This is a genomic window from Limobrevibacterium gyesilva, assembly GCF_025989185.1.
Taxonomy (GTDB): domain Bacteria; phylum Pseudomonadota; class Alphaproteobacteria; order Acetobacterales; family Acetobacteraceae; genus Limobrevibacterium; species Limobrevibacterium gyesilva.
On sequence record NZ_JAPDNT010000012.1, the window covers coordinates 67,244 to 81,489 of the forward strand.

Here is a 14,246-nt window from a genome sequence, read left to right on the forward strand (position 1 = left end):
TCCTCAGATGGGGCGCGACGCCCCGGACAGCCGTTCGGACAACAGCAGCAGCAGGCCGGTGACCACGATCATCAGCGTGGACACCGCGGCGACCGAGGGATCCACGCCCTGTTCGATGGCGGTGAACATGGTCACCGGCAACGTCGCCTGCCCCGGCGGCAGCAGGAACACGGTGACGGTGAACTCGTCGAACGACGTGATGAAGGCGAACACCAGGCCCGCGATCAGCCCGGGCCGGATGGACGGCAGCACCACCAGCGCGAAGGCGCCGGCGCGAGTGGTGCCGAGCACGCGGGCCGCGTCCTCCAGCGCCGGATCGAAGCCGGCCAGGCTGCCCAGCACGGTGCGCACGATATAGGGGCTGACGATCGCCGCGTGCACCAGCACCAGGAACGGGAAACTGCCGCGCAGGCCGACCATCGCCGCGTATTGCAGCAGCGCGACGCCCACCACCACCGCGGGGAAGATCAGCGGCGACATCAGCAGGCCGGCGATCGTCTCCGCACCCGGCAGCCAGCGCTGGTGGAGGGCGTAGCAGGCCGGCAGCGCGATCACCGCCGCCAGCGCGGTGGCCGTCACCGCCAGCACGAGGCTGAAGCGGATGCTGGCGAGATAGGTTTCATCCTGCAGCACCTGCGCGAACCAGCGCAGCGTGAACCCTTGCGGCGGCACCGCGAGGTATTCGGTGTTGCTGAACGCCGCCAGCACCACCACGACCACCGGCACCAGCAGGAACAGCAGGATGACGGCGCCGGCCAGCAGCAGGACGGTGGGAATGCGCCCTTCGTTCATCGCGCCAGCGTCCAGCGCCGCGTGACCAGGCCCGCAACCGCCACGATCAGCAGCGCGATCACCGTCAGCACGAACGCGAGCGCCGCCCCGGCGGGCCATTCCAGCGTGCCCAGGAACTGGTCGTAGATCACCGTCGACATCACCCGATAGGTCGGCCCGCCCAGCAGCCGCGGCGTAACCAGGGCGCTGATGCTCAGCACGAACACCAGCACGGAGCCGGCGAACATGCCCGGCGCGGTCAACGGCAACGTGACCAGGAAGAACGTCTTGACCGGCCCGGCCCCCAGCGCCGCCGCGGCCGCCTCGGCATCGCGCGGCAGCGCGCGCAGGGCGGCGACCAGCATCAGCACCATGAAGGGCAGGAAGATATGCGTGAGCCCGACCATCACGCCGGTCAGGTTGAACATCATGCGCAACGGCGTCTCGATCAGGCCGAACTGCACCAGCGCGTTGTTGATCAGGCCGCGATTGGCGAGCAGCGAGATCCAGCCGAACGAGCGCACCACCACGTTCAGCAGCAGCGGGAACACCACCAGTATGGTCACCCACGCGGCCGCCGCTCCGCGCAGCCGCGCCAGCACGAAGGCCAGCGGATAGCCCAGCAGCAGGCACAGCACCGTCACCCCCAGGCCCAGGCCCAGGGTGCGCGCGAGCACCTCGTGGTAATAGCTGTCGGTGAACAGCGCCGTGTAGTTCTCGAGCGTCCAGCCGGGGGTGATGCCGCGGCCGGGCACGTAGCCATGCAGGCTGGTCGGCAGCATCAGCAGCACCGGCGCCACGAAAGCCAACAGCAGCACCAGGCCCAACGGCGTGATCAGCAGCAGCCCTGCCGTGCGTTCGCGAGTCATCGCCCCGGTTCGGCGATGAAGACCGCGCGCGGGTCGATGTCCACGCCCACGCGCATGCCGGGTTGCAGCGGGTACGCATCGTCGATCGTGGGCGCTTCGCTGAGCAGCTCGGTGCCGGTATCGAGTCGCACGAGCAACTGCACGCGGGCGCCGGCGAAGGCGCGCATCACCACGACGCCGGGCACCCCCTCGCCTTCGGTCACGCGCACGGCCTCGTGGCGAATGATCGCTTCGGCCTCGGCGCCGAGCGGCACGTCGCCGAGGCCGCGCAATTCCGTGCCGCCAGGCAGCTGCAGCACGATGGCGCCGCCGCCCTTCATGGCCACGCGTCCGCGCAGCCGGTTGGAGCGGCCGATGAAGCCGGCGACAAAGCCGTTGGCGGGGTTGTGATACACGTCCTCCGGCGGCCCGACCTGTTGCACGCGGCCCTGGTTCATCACGCAAACCCGATCGGACAGCGACAGCGCCTCGCCCTGGTCGTGGGTGACGAAGATGCTGGTGATGCCCAGCTCGCGCTGCAGCCGCTTGATCTCGATCTGCATCTCGTCGCGCAGCTGTGCATCCAGGTTGGACAGCGGCTCGTCCAGCAGCAGCAGCCGCGGGCGCGGGGCCACGGCGCGGGCCAGGGCCACGCGCTGCTGCTGCCCGCCGGAGAGCTGGCGCGGCATGCGCTCGGCCAGATGCGGCAGGCGCACCAGCGCCAGCGCCTCGGCCACGCGGCGCGACAATTCGGCGCCGCGCACGCCCTGGCGGCGCAGGCCGAACGCCACGTTGTCGCGCACGCTCAGATGCGGGAACAGCGCGTAGGATTGGAACACCAGGCCAAGCTGGCGCTTGTGCGGCGGCAGCAGGGTCATGTCCGCGCCGCCGATCAGCACCGATCCGCCGCTGGGCGCGATGAGGCCGGCGATCATGCGCAGCACGGTGGTCTTGCCGCAGCCGGACGGGCCGAGCAGCGAGACGAACTCGCCGGCGCCGACCTCGAGGTCGATGCCGGCGACGACGTCGTTCTCGCCGTAGCGCTTGCTCAGCCGATGCAAAGCGAGGTCAGCCATGGGCGGCGGTCAGCGCGTGACCTCGCGCTGCCAGCGCCGCTGCCACTCCGGCAGATGCGCCGCGACAGCCGCGGGGTCGGGATACCACAGGCGCTCGTAGGTCTCGCCCACCGGCACCAGCTTCGCCACCTTGTCGGACAGCTTCACCTTCGCGTTCACCGGGCCCGCGTATTTCTTCTCGGCGAAGCAGCTCTGCCCGTCGACGGAGAGCACGGTGTCGATGTATTTCAGCGCCAGATCGGCATCCTTCGCGCCCTTCGGGATCACCAGCGTCGGCTTGATGCCGACGGCACCTTCCTGCGGGTAGGCGACCGCGATCTTCAGCCCCTTGTCGGCGGCCGAGCCGGCGCGGTCCGGATACCACGGCGCGATCACCACTTCGCCGCGCTGGAACAGCGAGATGAGCTGGTCGGCCTGGGTGTACAGCGTGACCGTATTCTTCACGAGGCCCTTCAGCGCAGCCAGGCCCGGGTCCATGTTGTCGAGCGTGCCGCCGCGCATGCGGTTGACCGCGAGCAGAAAATGCAGGCCCGACGTGCCAGTGATGTCCCCCAGCGCCATGCGCCCGGCATATTTCGGATCGAACAGGTCGTTCCACGAGGTGGGCGGCGTCTTCACCACGTCCGGGTTGTAGGCGATGACGGTCGCGGCGGTCATGAAGTTGACGTAGCTGTTGCCGGGGCCCCATGCCTGCTTCGCGATGTCCGGGTAGTTGGCGAGCTTGCCGGTGTCGATCGGCGCGATCAGCCCCTCGCCGTTCAACTGGGTCGCCAGCGAGTCATCGAGATAGCCGATGTCGTAGGGCGGCGTGCCGCCGCCGGCGCGGATGGCCGCGGCGATCTGCACGGAGTTGCCGAGCTGCAGCACCACCTTTGCGCCCGTCGCCTTCTCGAACGCCTGGATGTGGCAGGATTTCGTGTCGTCGGCGAACGAGCCGCCATAGGTGGCGACGACGAGCTGCTGCGCCTGCACGGCCGGCGTGGCCAGCAGGGCCATGCCCGCCACCATCGCGGCGGCGATACGCGGTCCGATCATCCCGAAAACCTCCCGTTTGCGCCTTGGCAGGCGGGTTTGCCCGCCGGCGCGAATTCCGTTCCAATCCACCCTAGATAGCTTTAAATAATCTTTCAAGAAAGATACTTCGCAAGGATGTCACGGCACATGGCGGCACATACGGCACGCAACCGGCAGGCGGAAACGGCAGCGGTGGCGCGGGCCGGGCGTGTGGCGGCGGAGCCGGAATTCGACCTGATCGGCCGCGGTATGGCGCAATGGCGGCACGAGCGGCCGGATATCGATTGCTCCGGCAAGGCCGTGGTGGGCCGCATCCTGCATTTGCAGGACATCATCCTGCGGGCGGTGAACGCAACCCTGGCGCAGCACGGGCTGCGCTACCCGGCCTACGCCGTGCTGGCCACGCTGCGCGCATCCGGTGCTCCGTTCCGCATGTCGCCGTCGCGGCTGCAGGCAACCATGCTGTTCACCTCCGGCGGTGTGTCCAACATGCTGCGCCGGCTGGAGGCGCAGGGCCTGGTCTGCCGCGCCGCCGACCCGGCCGACGGCAGGGGCACGATCGTGGAACTCACCGCGAAAGGCCTGGCGCTGGCGGATGCCGCGATGGCCGACCATGCCGGGGTGGAACGGCGGCTGGCGGCGATGCTGAGCGGCGCCGAGCAGGACATCCTGGCCAGCCTGCTGAGCCGCATGATCCTGTTCAACGGCGCCGCGCCGATCGACCTGGGGCCGGCGGAAACAGGGACTCTCTCAGAAAAATAGGCCGGCCCCGGCGTGACCCTGCACGCTGGAACCGGCCCACTCCATTCTATCGGCCGACCGTTCCGGCCGGCGCAGGCACCCGCGTCACCCCGGCTTGCGGTCGGGGTTCGGCGCCAGCGACAGCGGCACCCAGCGCAGGCCGTCATTGGTCTGGACCAGCATGAGCACGGATTTGCGGTTGGACTTGCGCACCTTCTCCACGCGGTCTCGCACGTCGGCGGGCGTCTTCACCTCTTCCTGCTGCACTTCCACGATGATGTCGCCCGGCTTCAGGCCGCGGTCGGCGGCCGGCGTGCCGTTGTCGACATCGGTGATCAGCACGCCTTTCTGGTCCTGGCTGAGCTGGAACTTATCGCGCGTCTCCGCGGTGATCTCGGCCAGCTTGATGCCCAGGCCCGACAGCTCCAGGGACTTCGTCGGCGCGGCCTTGTCCGGCGTGGCGGCGGCCACCTTCTGGTCATCGGGCAGTTCGCCGACAGTGGCCTGCAGCGTCATTTCCTTGCCGTCGCGCCACACCACCAGCGGCACCTGCTTGCCGATATCCGTCTGCGCCACGATCAGCGGCAGGTTGCGCATCTCCTTCACGCTCTGGTCGGCGAACTTCAGGATGATGTCGCCGTTGCGCAACTTGGCCTTGTCGGCGGGCCCGCCTTCGTTCACGCCGGCCACCATGGCGCCGGCCGGCTCCTTCAGCCCCACGCTCTCGGCGATGTCGGGCGTTACCTGCTGGATGCGCACGCCCAGCCAGCCGCGGCGGGCGCGGCCGTAGTCGCGCAGCTGCGCCACCACGTTCTTGGCCATGTTGGCGGGGATGGAGAAGCCGATGCCGATCGAGCCGCCGCTGGGCGAGTAGATCGCGGTGTTGATGCCGATCACCTCGCCGTCCATGTTGAACAGCGGACCGCCGGAATTGCCCTTGTTGATGGCCGCGTCGGTCTGGATGAAGTTGTCGTAGGGCCCTTGTTCGATGTTGCGGCCGCGGGCGCTGACGATGCCGGCGGTCACCGACCCGCCCAGGCCGAACGGGTTGCCGATCGCCACCACCCAGTCGCCCACGCGCGCCTTGTCGGAATCGCCGAACGTCACCGCGGCCAGCGGCTTGTCCGAATTCACCTTCAGCACGGCGATGTCGGTGCGCTCGTCGCGGCCGATCACGGTGGCTTTCAGGTTGGTGTTGTCCTGCAGGATCACCGTTATCTCGTCGGCGCCATCGATGACGTGGTTGTTGGTCACCACGATCCCCGACGGGTCGACGATGAAGCCGGAGCCCAGGCTCTGCGCCCGGCGCGGCGCCTGCGGCGAGCGGTCGCCGCGTTGGCCGTTCGGACGGTTGCGCTCCATGAAGTCCTTGAAGAACTGCTCGAACGGCGAGCCGGGCGGGAACACGGGGAACTCCGGCCCCCTGCCCTCGCCGCGCGCCTGCAAGGTTTGGCTGGAGGAGATGTTCACCACGCCGGGCAGCAGCTTCGCCGCCAGATCGGCGAAGCTCTCAGGCGCCGACCGGGCCTCTGCCTGGGGCGCGAAGGCAGGCAGGGCGGGGACCGCGACGATGGCCGACACGGCCAGGGCGGCAGCGCGGAAGGTGCGGGTGGGAAGCAGGCGCATGGGTGGGAATCCCCTGAGTATCGGTATCAAATATGGCGGCCCGGCACGGTGGCAATAGACGGCTATTGCGCTGCCGCAGGCGCGGTCGTGGGCGCCTCGTGCAGCAGTTTAAGGAAAGAATCCCCAGGCGTCAGCACCAGGCGCGACGTCCCGGCCGCGAAGGCATCACGATACGCCTGTAGCGTCCGCCACACCTCGAAGAAATGCGGGTCGCGCTGGAATGCGTCCGCATAGGTGGCGATGGCCTGCCCTTCGCCCTCGCCGCGCAGCTTGTCGGCCGTGGCGCGGGCCTCGGCCAGCAGCACGGTACGCTCGCGCTCGGCGTCCGCGCGGATGCGGGCAGAGGCTTCGGCACCCTCGGCGCGGGCCTGGCGGGCGACGCGCTCGCGCTCGCTCTGCATGCGCGACAGGATGGCCTGCGTGTTCTCCTCGGGCAGATCGGCGCGGCGGATGCGCACGTCCTCGACGGCGACGCCGAAGCTGCGCATCTCGTCGTTCACCTGGTCGCGGATGAGGCCCATGATCCGGCCACGATTGGAGGACAGCACGTTGAGCAGCTGTTCGTTGCCGAGCACGCGGCGCAGCGAGGACGAGACGACCGAATTCAGCCGGGCGCGGATGCCGTCCTCGGTGGGGCCGACCGCCTGATAATAGCGCAGCGGGTCGGTGATGCGGAACCGGGTGAAGCTGTCCACGATCAGCCGGCGCTGGTCGCCCAGGATCACTTCCTCGGGCTGCACCTCGTAGTCCAGCAGGCGGCGGTCGAAGCTGATGGTGGTCTGCACCAGCGGGATCTTGGCGTGCAGGCCCGGCTCGGTGATCACGCGGATCGGCTGGCCGAACTGGGTGATCAGCACCTGCTCGGTCTGCTGCACGGTGAACAGCGACGAGCCGACCAGAATGGCGATGACGAAGGCCGCGGCAATGGCGGCAGTCAGGCTGCGGCTCATCGCGTCGCCCCCTTCATGGAAGCCGGTGGTGGCGGTTGGTACGCCGCCGGCGGATTCGCCTGGTAGGGCGCGGGCGGGTTCGGCTGGGCCGGCTGGGCCGGCCGCGGCGCGGGCGTGCGGCCAAGGTCGTTCAGCGGCAGGAAGGGCACCACGCCCTTCAGCTTGTCATCGACGATGACGGTGGGGGTGTGGGTCAGGATGTCCTGCATCGTCTCGATATACAGGCGCTGCATGGTCACGTCCTTGGCGACCTCGTAGGCCTTCAGCACGGAGAGGAAACGCTCGGCCTGGCCGCCGGCTTCGGCGATCGAGGTCTGGCGCGCGCCCTCCGCCTCGGCCACCAGCCGGGCCGCGTCGCCGCGGGCACGGGGAACGATGTCGTTGCGGTAGGACTCGGCCTCGTTGCGCATGCGGTCGGCGTCGGTGTTGGCGCGCTGCACGTCGCGGAAGCTGTCGATGACGGCCGCCGGCGGGTCCACCTTCTGCAGCTGCACCTGGGTGATCTCCACGCCCGACCCGTACTGGTCGAGGATCGCCTGCACGCCCTTCAGCACGCCGGCCTCGATGCGGGCGCGGGCGTCGGTCAGCGCGGGCTGGATGGGGGTGCGGCCGATCACTTCGCGCATCACGCTCTCGGCGGCCGATTTCACCGTGTAGGCGGGGCCGCGGGTGTTGAACAGGAACGCGCCGGCATCGCGGATATGCCAGAACACCGCGAAGTTGATGTCGATGATGTTCTCATCGCCCGTCAGCATCAGGCTTTCCTCGGAGACGTCGCGGGTGGCCAACTCGCGGCCGCCGCCCTGCAACTGCCCGCGCAGATCCGCGCCGCCGGAGCGGTAGCCGACCTCGACGCGGTTGACGCGGGTGACGGCGGGCTTCAGCACGCTCTCGACCGGCCAGGGCACGTGGTAGTTCAGGCCCGGCATGGTGGTGCGGTTGAAGGCGCCGAAGCGCAGCACCACGCCCTGCTCGTCCGGCTGCACGCGGTAGAAGCCGCTGGCGAGCCAGCCGCCGACCAGCACCAAGGCGATCAGCAGCGCGCCACGGCCACCGCCGAAGCCGCCGCCGCCGGGCCGGCCGCCGAAGCCGGGCGGCATCAGGCCGCGCACGAAGGTCTGGGCGCGGGCGATCAGGTCATCGAGGTCGGGCGGCGGACCGCCCATCGGGCCGCGCGGACCACCGCCCCACGGACCCTGCGGTCCGTTCGGCCGTCCGCCGCCGGGACGCTGGCCGCCGCCGCCGGGCACACCCCATGGCCCCTGCCCGCCGCCGCCAGAGCCGCCACCGGAGGATCCACCCTCGCTACCGCCCGAGCCACCGCCCGAACCACCACCCCTTGCGCCGCCGGGTCCGCCATTGTTCCAAGGCATAAGGGTGGGCTGCTCCTGTGTCTTTGCTGACGCTCGGCCGGTTTGGCGAACGGTTTGGTGGAATCGCCATTGGCATGGCGACATGAGACGCCATATCGCTCGTCATGGCAGGAATGCATATTGACCGGCTGAAGAAGGTTTTCAAGCGCATGAGCGACCCGACCCCCAATAGTCTGCGCGAGGTGCTGCGCGCCGTCGCCGATCCTGCATCCGGCAAGGACATCGTGTCCGCCGGCCTGGTCGAGACGGTGCAGGCGAAGGACGGGCTGGTGCATGTGAGCCTGCTGACCGACCGCGCCCACGCCGAGGCAATGGAGCCGGTGTGCCGCGAGGTGGAGGCGCTGCTGGCGCGGCAGGCGGGGGTGAAGAACGCGACCGTCGTGCTGACCGCGCACAAGGCGCCGGCACCGGCCCCCCACCACAGAGCCGCCGCGCAGAAGCCCGCGCTGCTGCCGGATGTGCGGGCCATCGTCGCCGTCGCCTCCGGCAAGGGTGGGGTGGGCAAGTCCACTGCCGCGGTGAACCTGGCGGTGGCGCTGGCGCAGCAGGGTCTGCGCGTGGGCCTGCTGGACGCCGACATCTACGGGCCCAGCCTGCCGCGCATGCTCGGCCTGTCGCGCAAGCCCGAGGTGCGCGGCGAGACGATGATCCCGCTGCCCGCGTGGGGCCTGAAGGCCATGTCCATCGGCTTCCTGGTCGAGGAAGAGACGCCGATGATCTGGCGCGGTCCGATGGTGATGGGCGCGCTGGAGCAGATGATGGGGCAGGTCGCCTGGGGCGCGCTCGACATCATGATCGTGGACATGCCGCCGGGCACCGGCGACGCGCAGCTGACGATGGCGCAGCGCGTGTCGCTGTCCGGCGCCGTGATCGTCTCCACGCCGCAGGATATCGCGCTGCTGGATGCGCGGCGCGGGGTGCGCATGTTCGAGCGCACGCGGGTGCCGGTGCTGGGCCTGATCGAGAACATGAGCTTCTTCTGCTGCCCCGCCTGCGGCCACCGCGCCGAAATCTTCGGCCATGGCGGCGCGCGCCGGGAGGCCGAGCGCCTCGGCACCGAATTCCTGGGCGAAGTGCCGCTGCTGCTGGACATCCGCACCGCGTCGGATGCCGGCACCCCGATCGTGGCCGCCGACCCCGACAGCCACGCCGCCCAGGCCTTCGCCGCCATCGCGCGGCGGCTGTGGACGAAGGTGGAGGCACAGCTCGGCGACAAGGCGACCGCCGCCCCGCGCATCGTGGTGAGCTGAAACCGGAACGGCCCGCGGTTCAGGCCGGCAGCGCCGCCGCGGTCTCGGCCGCCGTGGGCATGCTGCCCTGGGTGCCCTTGCGAGTGCAGCACAGCGCCGCCGCCACGTTGGCACGGCGCAACGCCGGCTGCAGCGCCATCCCGCGATCCAACGCCGCCGTCAGCACGCCGGTGAAGCAGTCGCCGGCGCCGGTGGTGTCCACCGCCGTCACGCCATGGGCCGGCAGGTGCAGCCGGCCGGTGCGCGTCGCCGCCTCCAGCCCCGCCTCGCCCAGCGTCACCACCACGTCGACGCCCAGCGCCGCGTGCAGGCCGCCGGCGCCGTCGGACACGCCGAGATGGCCGGCCAGCCACGCCGCCTCGTGCTCGTTCACCACCAGCACGTCCAGCGCCTTCAGCGCGTCGGGCGCGAGCGGGCCGGGCGGGGCCAGGTTCAGCACGATGCGGGCGCCGCGCGCCCGGGCGCGGCGGATCAGGGCCTCGATCTCCGCCGGATCGGTTTCGCGCTGGAGCAGCACGGTCGTGCCCGGCCCCAGCAGCGCGTCATCGATCTGCGCCTGGCGCGCCGCCAGGTTGGCGCCGCTGGCCACGGCGATGAGATTGCGCCCGGCCTGGTCCACGCAGATGGCGGCACAGCCGGTGGCGGTATCGGCCTGGATCACGCGGCTGACGTCCACGCCGGTACGGCGCAGCAGCACCAGCGCGTCCTCGGCCAGGGCGTCGCGGCCGACGGCGCCCGCGAACACCACCTGCGCGCCGTCGCGCGCCGCCGCCACCGCCTGGTTGGCGCCCTTGCCGCCGGGCTCGATGTGCATGTGCGGGCCGAGCACGGTCTGACCGGCGACCGGCAGCTGCGGCAGGGGAAAGATCAGGTCGAGATTGATCGAGCCGAAACAGACGATCATGCCGCCCGGCCCAGGGCCGCCATCATCTCGGCCCATTCCCGCTTGGACAATCCGCTGTCCTTCTGCTCCACCGCCTCGCCGGCCAGCAGGCGCTTCAGCACCGCCAGCATCGGCGCGGAGAAGGTGACGGCCCCCAGCCGGTAGTCGCGGAACGCGGCGTAGGCGGCGGGCACCCAGGCTTTCACCGTCTCCAGCATCGGCGCGGCATAGGCGCGGATCTCGTACTGGGCATGGGCGTCGGCGCGCAGCGACAGGAAGTGCAGCAGGTTGTGCAGGTCGATCTTCCAGTACCACTGCGTATAGGTGTTGAGCGTCAGGTTCATGCGCGCCAACTCGCGCGCCAGGCCCTGGCGGCCGGGGTCGATCGGCTGGCCGTCCGGCCCCTCGTTCAGCATGGCCACGTAGTTGTCGTGGGTGCGGGCGGCGTCGGCGCGCAGCAGGTCCAGCACGTCGGCGGCCTCCTGCCCGGTCAGAACCGCGCCGCGGCCCTGGCGGTTGGACGCGGACTGGGCTGCCAGATGCTCCGGGGCCGGGATGTAGAACTCCCGGTCCAGGATGGAATAGCGGGCGGAATACTCGTTCACGTTGGCGGTGCGGTGGCGGATCCACTGCCGCGCCACGAAGATCGGCAGCTTCACGTGGTACTTGATCTCGCACATCTCGAACGGCGTGCTGTGGCGATGGCGCATGAGGTAGCGGATCAGCCCGGCGTCTTCCGAGACCCGCTTCGTGCCGCGGCCATAGGAGACCCGCGCCGCCTGCACGATGGCGGCGTCGTCGCCCATGTAGTCGATGACCCGGACGAAGCCGTGGTCGAGCACCGGCAGGGCCTGGTACAGCAGTTCCTCCAGCGCCGGCACGGTGGCCCGCCGCGTGGCGGCGGTGCTGGCGCGGCTGGCCTCGATGTCCGCCAGCTGGTCGTCGGTCAGGCTCATGCACAAGTCCCTTTGAAGTCGGCGTCGGGGATGCCTATATTCCCGGTGCCGGCTTGCCGGCTATGGCGATAAACGATGCGTGGAATAAGCGTTGTGGACCCGGGGGCAGTGCCCGGCGCCTCCACCAATACTCCGGCGTGCCGGAGTCGCGGGGGCGAAACAGGCTCGACACGCGTGGTAAAGACCCATCTTTTGCTCGGCATGGTTCCGCCGTTATCGGGCCGTATCACAAGTGCCAACGATAACAACGTGGTGCTCGCTGCCGCTGCATAAGCGGTAAGCGCGGTTCGAGGGGGCACCGGGCAACAGAAGCCCCCTCACTGCTTGAGCGCCTCTTGGCGCGAACCTCCCGTCGTTCCGGCTTTGCCGGAACAACGCCGATGCGCGCCTATCGGCGCATCGGGGCACGAATGCGATGCTTGCCGTGTCGCACTCTCATGCCGCTCCCTCCTTCCCCCACTCTTTCCCCATCGCCCCCCAAGCGCTATGGGGACGCCATCATGCGCGAGGCCACCGATGGAAGATGACACGCAGCAGGGCCCCGAGAGCCTTTTGCCGTACGACGAATGGACCGAAGAAGCGCTGCGCCACGTGATGGTGCGCGCCCTGGAGTACGCGGCCGCCAACGGCCTGCCGGGTGAGCATCATTTCTACGTCACCTTTCGCACCGACCATCCCGGCGTATCCATCCCGGCGCGGCTGAAGGCCCAGTACCCGCAGGAAATGACCATCGTCCTGCAGCACCAGTTCTGGGACCTGATGGTGGACGAGGCCGCGGGGCTCATGAACGTGGGCCTGTCCTTCGGGGGCGTGCCGTCCACCCTGCGCATCCCGCTGAAGGCCATCACCGCCTTCGCCGACCCCTATGTGCGCCACGGCATGCGCTTCCGCAGCGACCTGGGTCCGACGGCCGCCAATGCGGCGCCCGAGGCGCCGCCGGCGCCGGAACCGGAAGCCGAGCCCGAAGCACCGCCGCCGCAGGAGCCGCAGGCCGAGGCGCCGCAGCCCGAAACCCCGCAAGTGGTGAGCCTGGACGCTTTCCGCCGCCGTACCCCGCCCAAGGAATAAAGGTCCGCCCGATGAACGCACCGATGCCGAGGCCGTCGAATTTCCAGTACGCGCCGATGTTCCCGCTGGGCGCCGATCCCACCCCGTGGAAGAAGCTCGACATCGAGGGCGTGTCCACGGCGGTCTGCGACGGGCGCAGCGTGCTGAAGATCGAGCCTCAGGTGCTGAGCGAACTGGCGTTCCAGGCGTTCCACGACGTCTCGCATCTGCTGCGCCCCGGCCATCTGGCGCAGCTCCGCAAGATCCTCGACGACCCCGAGGCCTCGGCCAACGACCGGTTCGTGGCGCTCGACCTGCTGAAGAACGCCAACATCGCCGCCGGCGGCGTGCTGCCGATGTGCCAGGACACCGGCACCGCCATCGTGCTCGGCAAGAAGGGCCAGCGCGTGTGGGTCGAAGGCGACGAGGAGGAGGCCCTCTCCTTCGGCGTGCACCGCACCTACACCGAGACCAACCTGCGCTATTCGCAGATGGCGCCGCTGTCGATGTTCGAGGAAGTGAACACCGGCAACAACCTGCCGGTGCAGTTCGACATCTACGCCAGCCCCGGCGACCACCACGCCGACGAGTTCCACCTGATGTTCGTCGCCAAGGGCGGCGGCTCGGCCAACAAGACGTTCCTGTTCCAGGAAACCCGCGCCATCCTGACGCCCGAGAAACTGGTGAAGTTCCTCGAGACGAAGATGAAGACGCTGGGCACATCGGCCTGCCCGCCCTACCACCTCGCCATCGTCATCGGCGGCACCAGCGCCGAGACGACGCTGAAGACGGTGAAGCTGGCCTCGACCAAATGGCTCGACCAGCTGCCGACCGCCGGCAGCAAGGCCGGGCACGCCTTCCGCGACCTGGAAATGGAGCAGAAGGTGCTGGAACTGAGCCGCAACATGGGCATCGGCGCGCAGTTCGGCGGCAAGTATTTCTGCCACGACGTGCGGGTGATCCGCCTGGCCCGTCACGGCGCCAGCCTGCCCGTGGGCATCGGCGTGTCCTGCAGCGCCGACCGCCAGATCAAGGCGAAGATCACGCCGGACGGTGTGTTCCTGGAGCAGCTCGAGACCGATCCGCACAAATACCTGCCGGAAGCGACCGACGACATCCTCGGCGGCGAGGTCGTCAACATCGACCTGAACCGGCCGATGGAGGAGATTCGCAAGCAGCTTTCCGCCTGTCCGGTGAAGACCCGGCTGTCGCTGACCGGCACGATGGTGGTGGCGCGCGACATCGCGCATGCCAAGCTGAAAGAGCGGCTGGACGCCGGCGGCGGGCTGCCGGACTACATCAAGAATCATCCGGTGTACTACGCGGGCCCGGCCAAGACGCCGCAGGGCTACGCCACCGGCAGCTTCGGCCCGACCACGGCCGGGCGCATGGACAGCTATGTCGCCGATTTCCAGAAGGCCGGCGGATCGTTCGTGATGCTGGCCAAGGGCAACCGCTCCAAGGCGGTGAAGGACGCCTGTAAGACCCATGGCGGCTTCTATCTCGGCAGCGTCGGCGGCCCGGCAGCGCGGCTGGCGCAGGACTGCATCCGCAAGGTCGAGGTGCTGGAATATCCGGAACTCGGCATGGAAGCGGTGTGGCGCATCGAGGTGGAGAACTTCCCCGCCTTCATCGTGATCGACGATAAGGGCAACGACTTCTACGACGGGATGGAGTGATCACCATGGTGCGTCGTTGCCCTTCGCTTCGC

13 protein-coding genes and 1 other RNA gene are annotated in these 14,246 nt (G+C 69.4%); 5 read left to right on the forward strand and 9 right to left on the reverse strand.

The genetic code is table 11. The annotated features are described in order from the left end of the window. Nucleotides 1-3: 3 nt before the first annotated feature. Genes OL599_RS14865 through OL599_RS14880 form a run of 4 tightly spaced genes read right to left on the reverse strand, consistent with a single transcriptional unit; the run spans nucleotide 4 to nucleotide 3,730 of the window. Nucleotides 4-792 carry an ABC transporter permease gene (locus OL599_RS14865; RefSeq protein WP_264714587.1) on the reverse strand — a complete coding sequence of 263 codons (789 nt, stop codon included), beginning with the start codon at nucleotides 790-792 and terminating at the stop codon, nucleotides 4-6. Beyond that, nucleotides 789-1,640 (reverse strand): ABC transporter permease, encoded by an 852-nt coding sequence (locus OL599_RS14870; protein WP_264714588.1) that lies wholly within the window; start codon nucleotides 1,638-1,640, stop codon nucleotides 789-791. The genes OL599_RS14865 and OL599_RS14870 overlap by 4 nt, the downstream gene beginning before the upstream one ends. Further along, the gene (locus tag OL599_RS14875) at nucleotides 1,637-2,695 is read right to left on the reverse strand and encodes an ABC transporter ATP-binding protein (protein WP_264714589.1); all 1,059 of its coding nucleotides are present in this window, start codon (nucleotides 2,693-2,695) and stop codon (nucleotides 1,637-1,639) included. The genes OL599_RS14870 and OL599_RS14875 overlap by 4 nt, the downstream gene beginning before the upstream one ends. A gap of 9 nt (nucleotides 2,696-2,704) precedes the next feature. Beyond that, on the reverse strand, nucleotides 2,705-3,730 hold the full coding sequence (locus OL599_RS14880; protein WP_264714590.1) for an ABC transporter substrate-binding protein: 1,026 nt from the start codon (nucleotides 3,728-3,730) through the stop codon (nucleotides 2,705-2,707). A gap of 126 nt (nucleotides 3,731-3,856) precedes the next feature. Here OL599_RS14880 and OL599_RS14885 point away from each other — a divergent pair, with 126 nt between their 5' ends. After that, nucleotides 3,857-4,471 carry a MarR family winged helix-turn-helix transcriptional regulator gene (locus OL599_RS14885; RefSeq protein WP_264714591.1) on the forward strand — a complete coding sequence of 205 codons (615 nt, stop codon included), beginning with the start codon at nucleotides 3,857-3,859 and terminating at the stop codon, nucleotides 4,469-4,471. Between the two features lie 84 nt (nucleotides 4,472-4,555). On the opposite strand, the gene OL599_RS14890 is transcribed toward OL599_RS14885, so the two are convergent. From OL599_RS14890 to hflK, 3 genes are all read right to left on the reverse strand, one after another. After that, nucleotides 4,556-6,076, reverse strand: coding sequence for a DegQ family serine endoprotease (locus OL599_RS14890; RefSeq protein ID WP_264714592.1), 1,521 nt, complete (start codon nucleotides 6,074-6,076; stop codon nucleotides 4,556-4,558). A 62-nt stretch (nucleotides 6,077-6,138) separates the two neighbouring features. Next, nucleotides 6,139-7,026, reverse strand: a complete 888-nt coding sequence (gene hflC / locus OL599_RS14895; protein ID WP_264714593.1) for a protease modulator HflC — start codon at nucleotides 7,024-7,026, stop codon at nucleotides 6,139-6,141. Continuing rightward, on the reverse strand, nucleotides 7,023-8,192 hold the full coding sequence (gene hflK, locus OL599_RS14900) for an FtsH protease activity modulator HflK (RefSeq protein ID WP_347403208.1): 1,170 nt from the start codon (nucleotides 8,190-8,192) through the stop codon (nucleotides 7,023-7,025). The genes hflC and hflK overlap by 4 nt, the downstream gene beginning before the upstream one ends. 356 nt (nucleotides 8,193-8,548) lie before the next feature. Here hflK and OL599_RS14905 point away from each other — a divergent pair, with 356 nt between their 5' ends. Next, entirely contained in the window at nucleotides 8,549-9,649 is a 1,101-nt protein-coding gene (locus OL599_RS14905) for an Mrp/NBP35 family ATP-binding protein (protein WP_264714595.1), read from the forward strand. A gap of 19 nt (nucleotides 9,650-9,668) precedes the next feature. On the opposite strand, the gene OL599_RS14910 is transcribed toward OL599_RS14905, so the two are convergent. Together OL599_RS14910 and thyX are read right to left on the reverse strand one after the other, a co-directional pair. Beyond that, nucleotides 9,669-10,553, reverse strand: coding sequence for a ribokinase (locus tag OL599_RS14910; protein WP_264714596.1), 885 nt, complete (start codon nucleotides 10,551-10,553; stop codon nucleotides 9,669-9,671). Next, on the reverse strand, nucleotides 10,550-11,488 hold the full coding sequence (gene thyX, locus OL599_RS14915; protein WP_264714597.1) for an FAD-dependent thymidylate synthase: 939 nt from the start codon (nucleotides 11,486-11,488) through the stop codon (nucleotides 10,550-10,552). The genes OL599_RS14910 and thyX overlap by 4 nt, the downstream gene beginning before the upstream one ends. Nucleotides 11,489-11,496: 8 nt before the next feature. On the opposite strand from thyX, the gene ssrA reads away from it, so the two are divergent. The 3 genes from ssrA to OL599_RS14930 all read left to right on the forward strand — a co-directional run bounded on the left by ssrA (nucleotide 11,497) and on the right by OL599_RS14930 (nucleotide 14,214). Then, nucleotides 11,497-11,808, forward strand: a transfer-messenger RNA (tmRNA) gene (gene ssrA / locus OL599_RS14920). A 196-nt stretch (nucleotides 11,809-12,004) separates the two neighbouring features. Next, nucleotides 12,005-12,556 (forward strand): SspB family protein, encoded by a 552-nt coding sequence (locus tag OL599_RS14925; protein WP_264714598.1) that lies wholly within the window; start codon nucleotides 12,005-12,007, stop codon nucleotides 12,554-12,556. Nucleotides 12,557-12,567: 11 nt separating this feature from the next. Beyond that, entirely contained in the window at nucleotides 12,568-14,214 is a 1,647-nt protein-coding gene (locus OL599_RS14930; RefSeq protein ID WP_283949734.1) for a fumarate hydratase, read from the forward strand. Nucleotides 14,215-14,246 lie beyond the last annotated feature (32 nt).

What these genes read in the sequence shown, in the direction of transcription:
- OL599_RS14865 (WP_264714587.1), bottom strand. Translation starts at nt 792, where the DNA reads ATGAACGAAGGGCGCATTCCCACCGTCCTGCTGCTGGCCGGCGCCGTC.
- OL599_RS14870 (WP_264714588.1), bottom strand. Translation starts at nt 1,640, where the DNA reads ATGACTCGCGAACGCACGGCAGGGCTGCTGCTGATCACGCCGTTGGGC.
- OL599_RS14875 (WP_264714589.1), bottom strand. Translation starts at nt 2,695, where the DNA reads ATGGCTGACCTCGCTTTGCATCGGCTGAGCAAGCGCTACGGCGAGAAC.
- OL599_RS14880 (WP_264714590.1), bottom strand. Translation starts at nt 3,730, where the DNA reads ATGATCGGACCGCGTATCGCCGCCGCGATGGTGGCGGGCATGGCCCTG.
- OL599_RS14885 (WP_264714591.1), top strand. Translation starts at nt 3,857, where the DNA reads ATGGCGGCACATACGGCACGCAACCGGCAGGCGGAAACGGCAGCGGTG.
- OL599_RS14890 (WP_264714592.1), bottom strand. Translation starts at nt 6,076, where the DNA reads ATGCGCCTGCTTCCCACCCGCACCTTCCGCGCTGCCGCCCTGGCCGTG.
- hflC (WP_264714593.1), bottom strand. Translation starts at nt 7,026, where the DNA reads ATGAGCCGCAGCCTGACTGCCGCCATTGCCGCGGCCTTCGTCATCGCC.
- hflK (WP_347403208.1), bottom strand. Translation starts at nt 8,192, where the DNA reads ATGGGCGGTCCGCCGCCCGACCTCGATGACCTGATCGCCCGCGCCCAG.
- OL599_RS14905 (WP_264714595.1), top strand. Translation starts at nt 8,549, where the DNA reads ATGAGCGACCCGACCCCCAATAGTCTGCGCGAGGTGCTGCGCGCCGTC.
- OL599_RS14910 (WP_264714596.1), bottom strand. Translation starts at nt 10,553, where the DNA reads ATGATCGTCTGTTTCGGCTCGATCAATCTCGACCTGATCTTTCCCCTG.
- thyX (WP_264714597.1), bottom strand. Translation starts at nt 11,488, where the DNA reads ATGAGCCTGACCGACGACCAGCTGGCGGACATCGAGGCCAGCCGCGCC.
- OL599_RS14925 (WP_264714598.1), top strand. Translation starts at nt 12,005, where the DNA reads ATGGAAGATGACACGCAGCAGGGCCCCGAGAGCCTTTTGCCGTACGAC.
- OL599_RS14930 (WP_283949734.1), top strand. Translation starts at nt 12,568, where the DNA reads ATGAACGCACCGATGCCGAGGCCGTCGAATTTCCAGTACGCGCCGATG.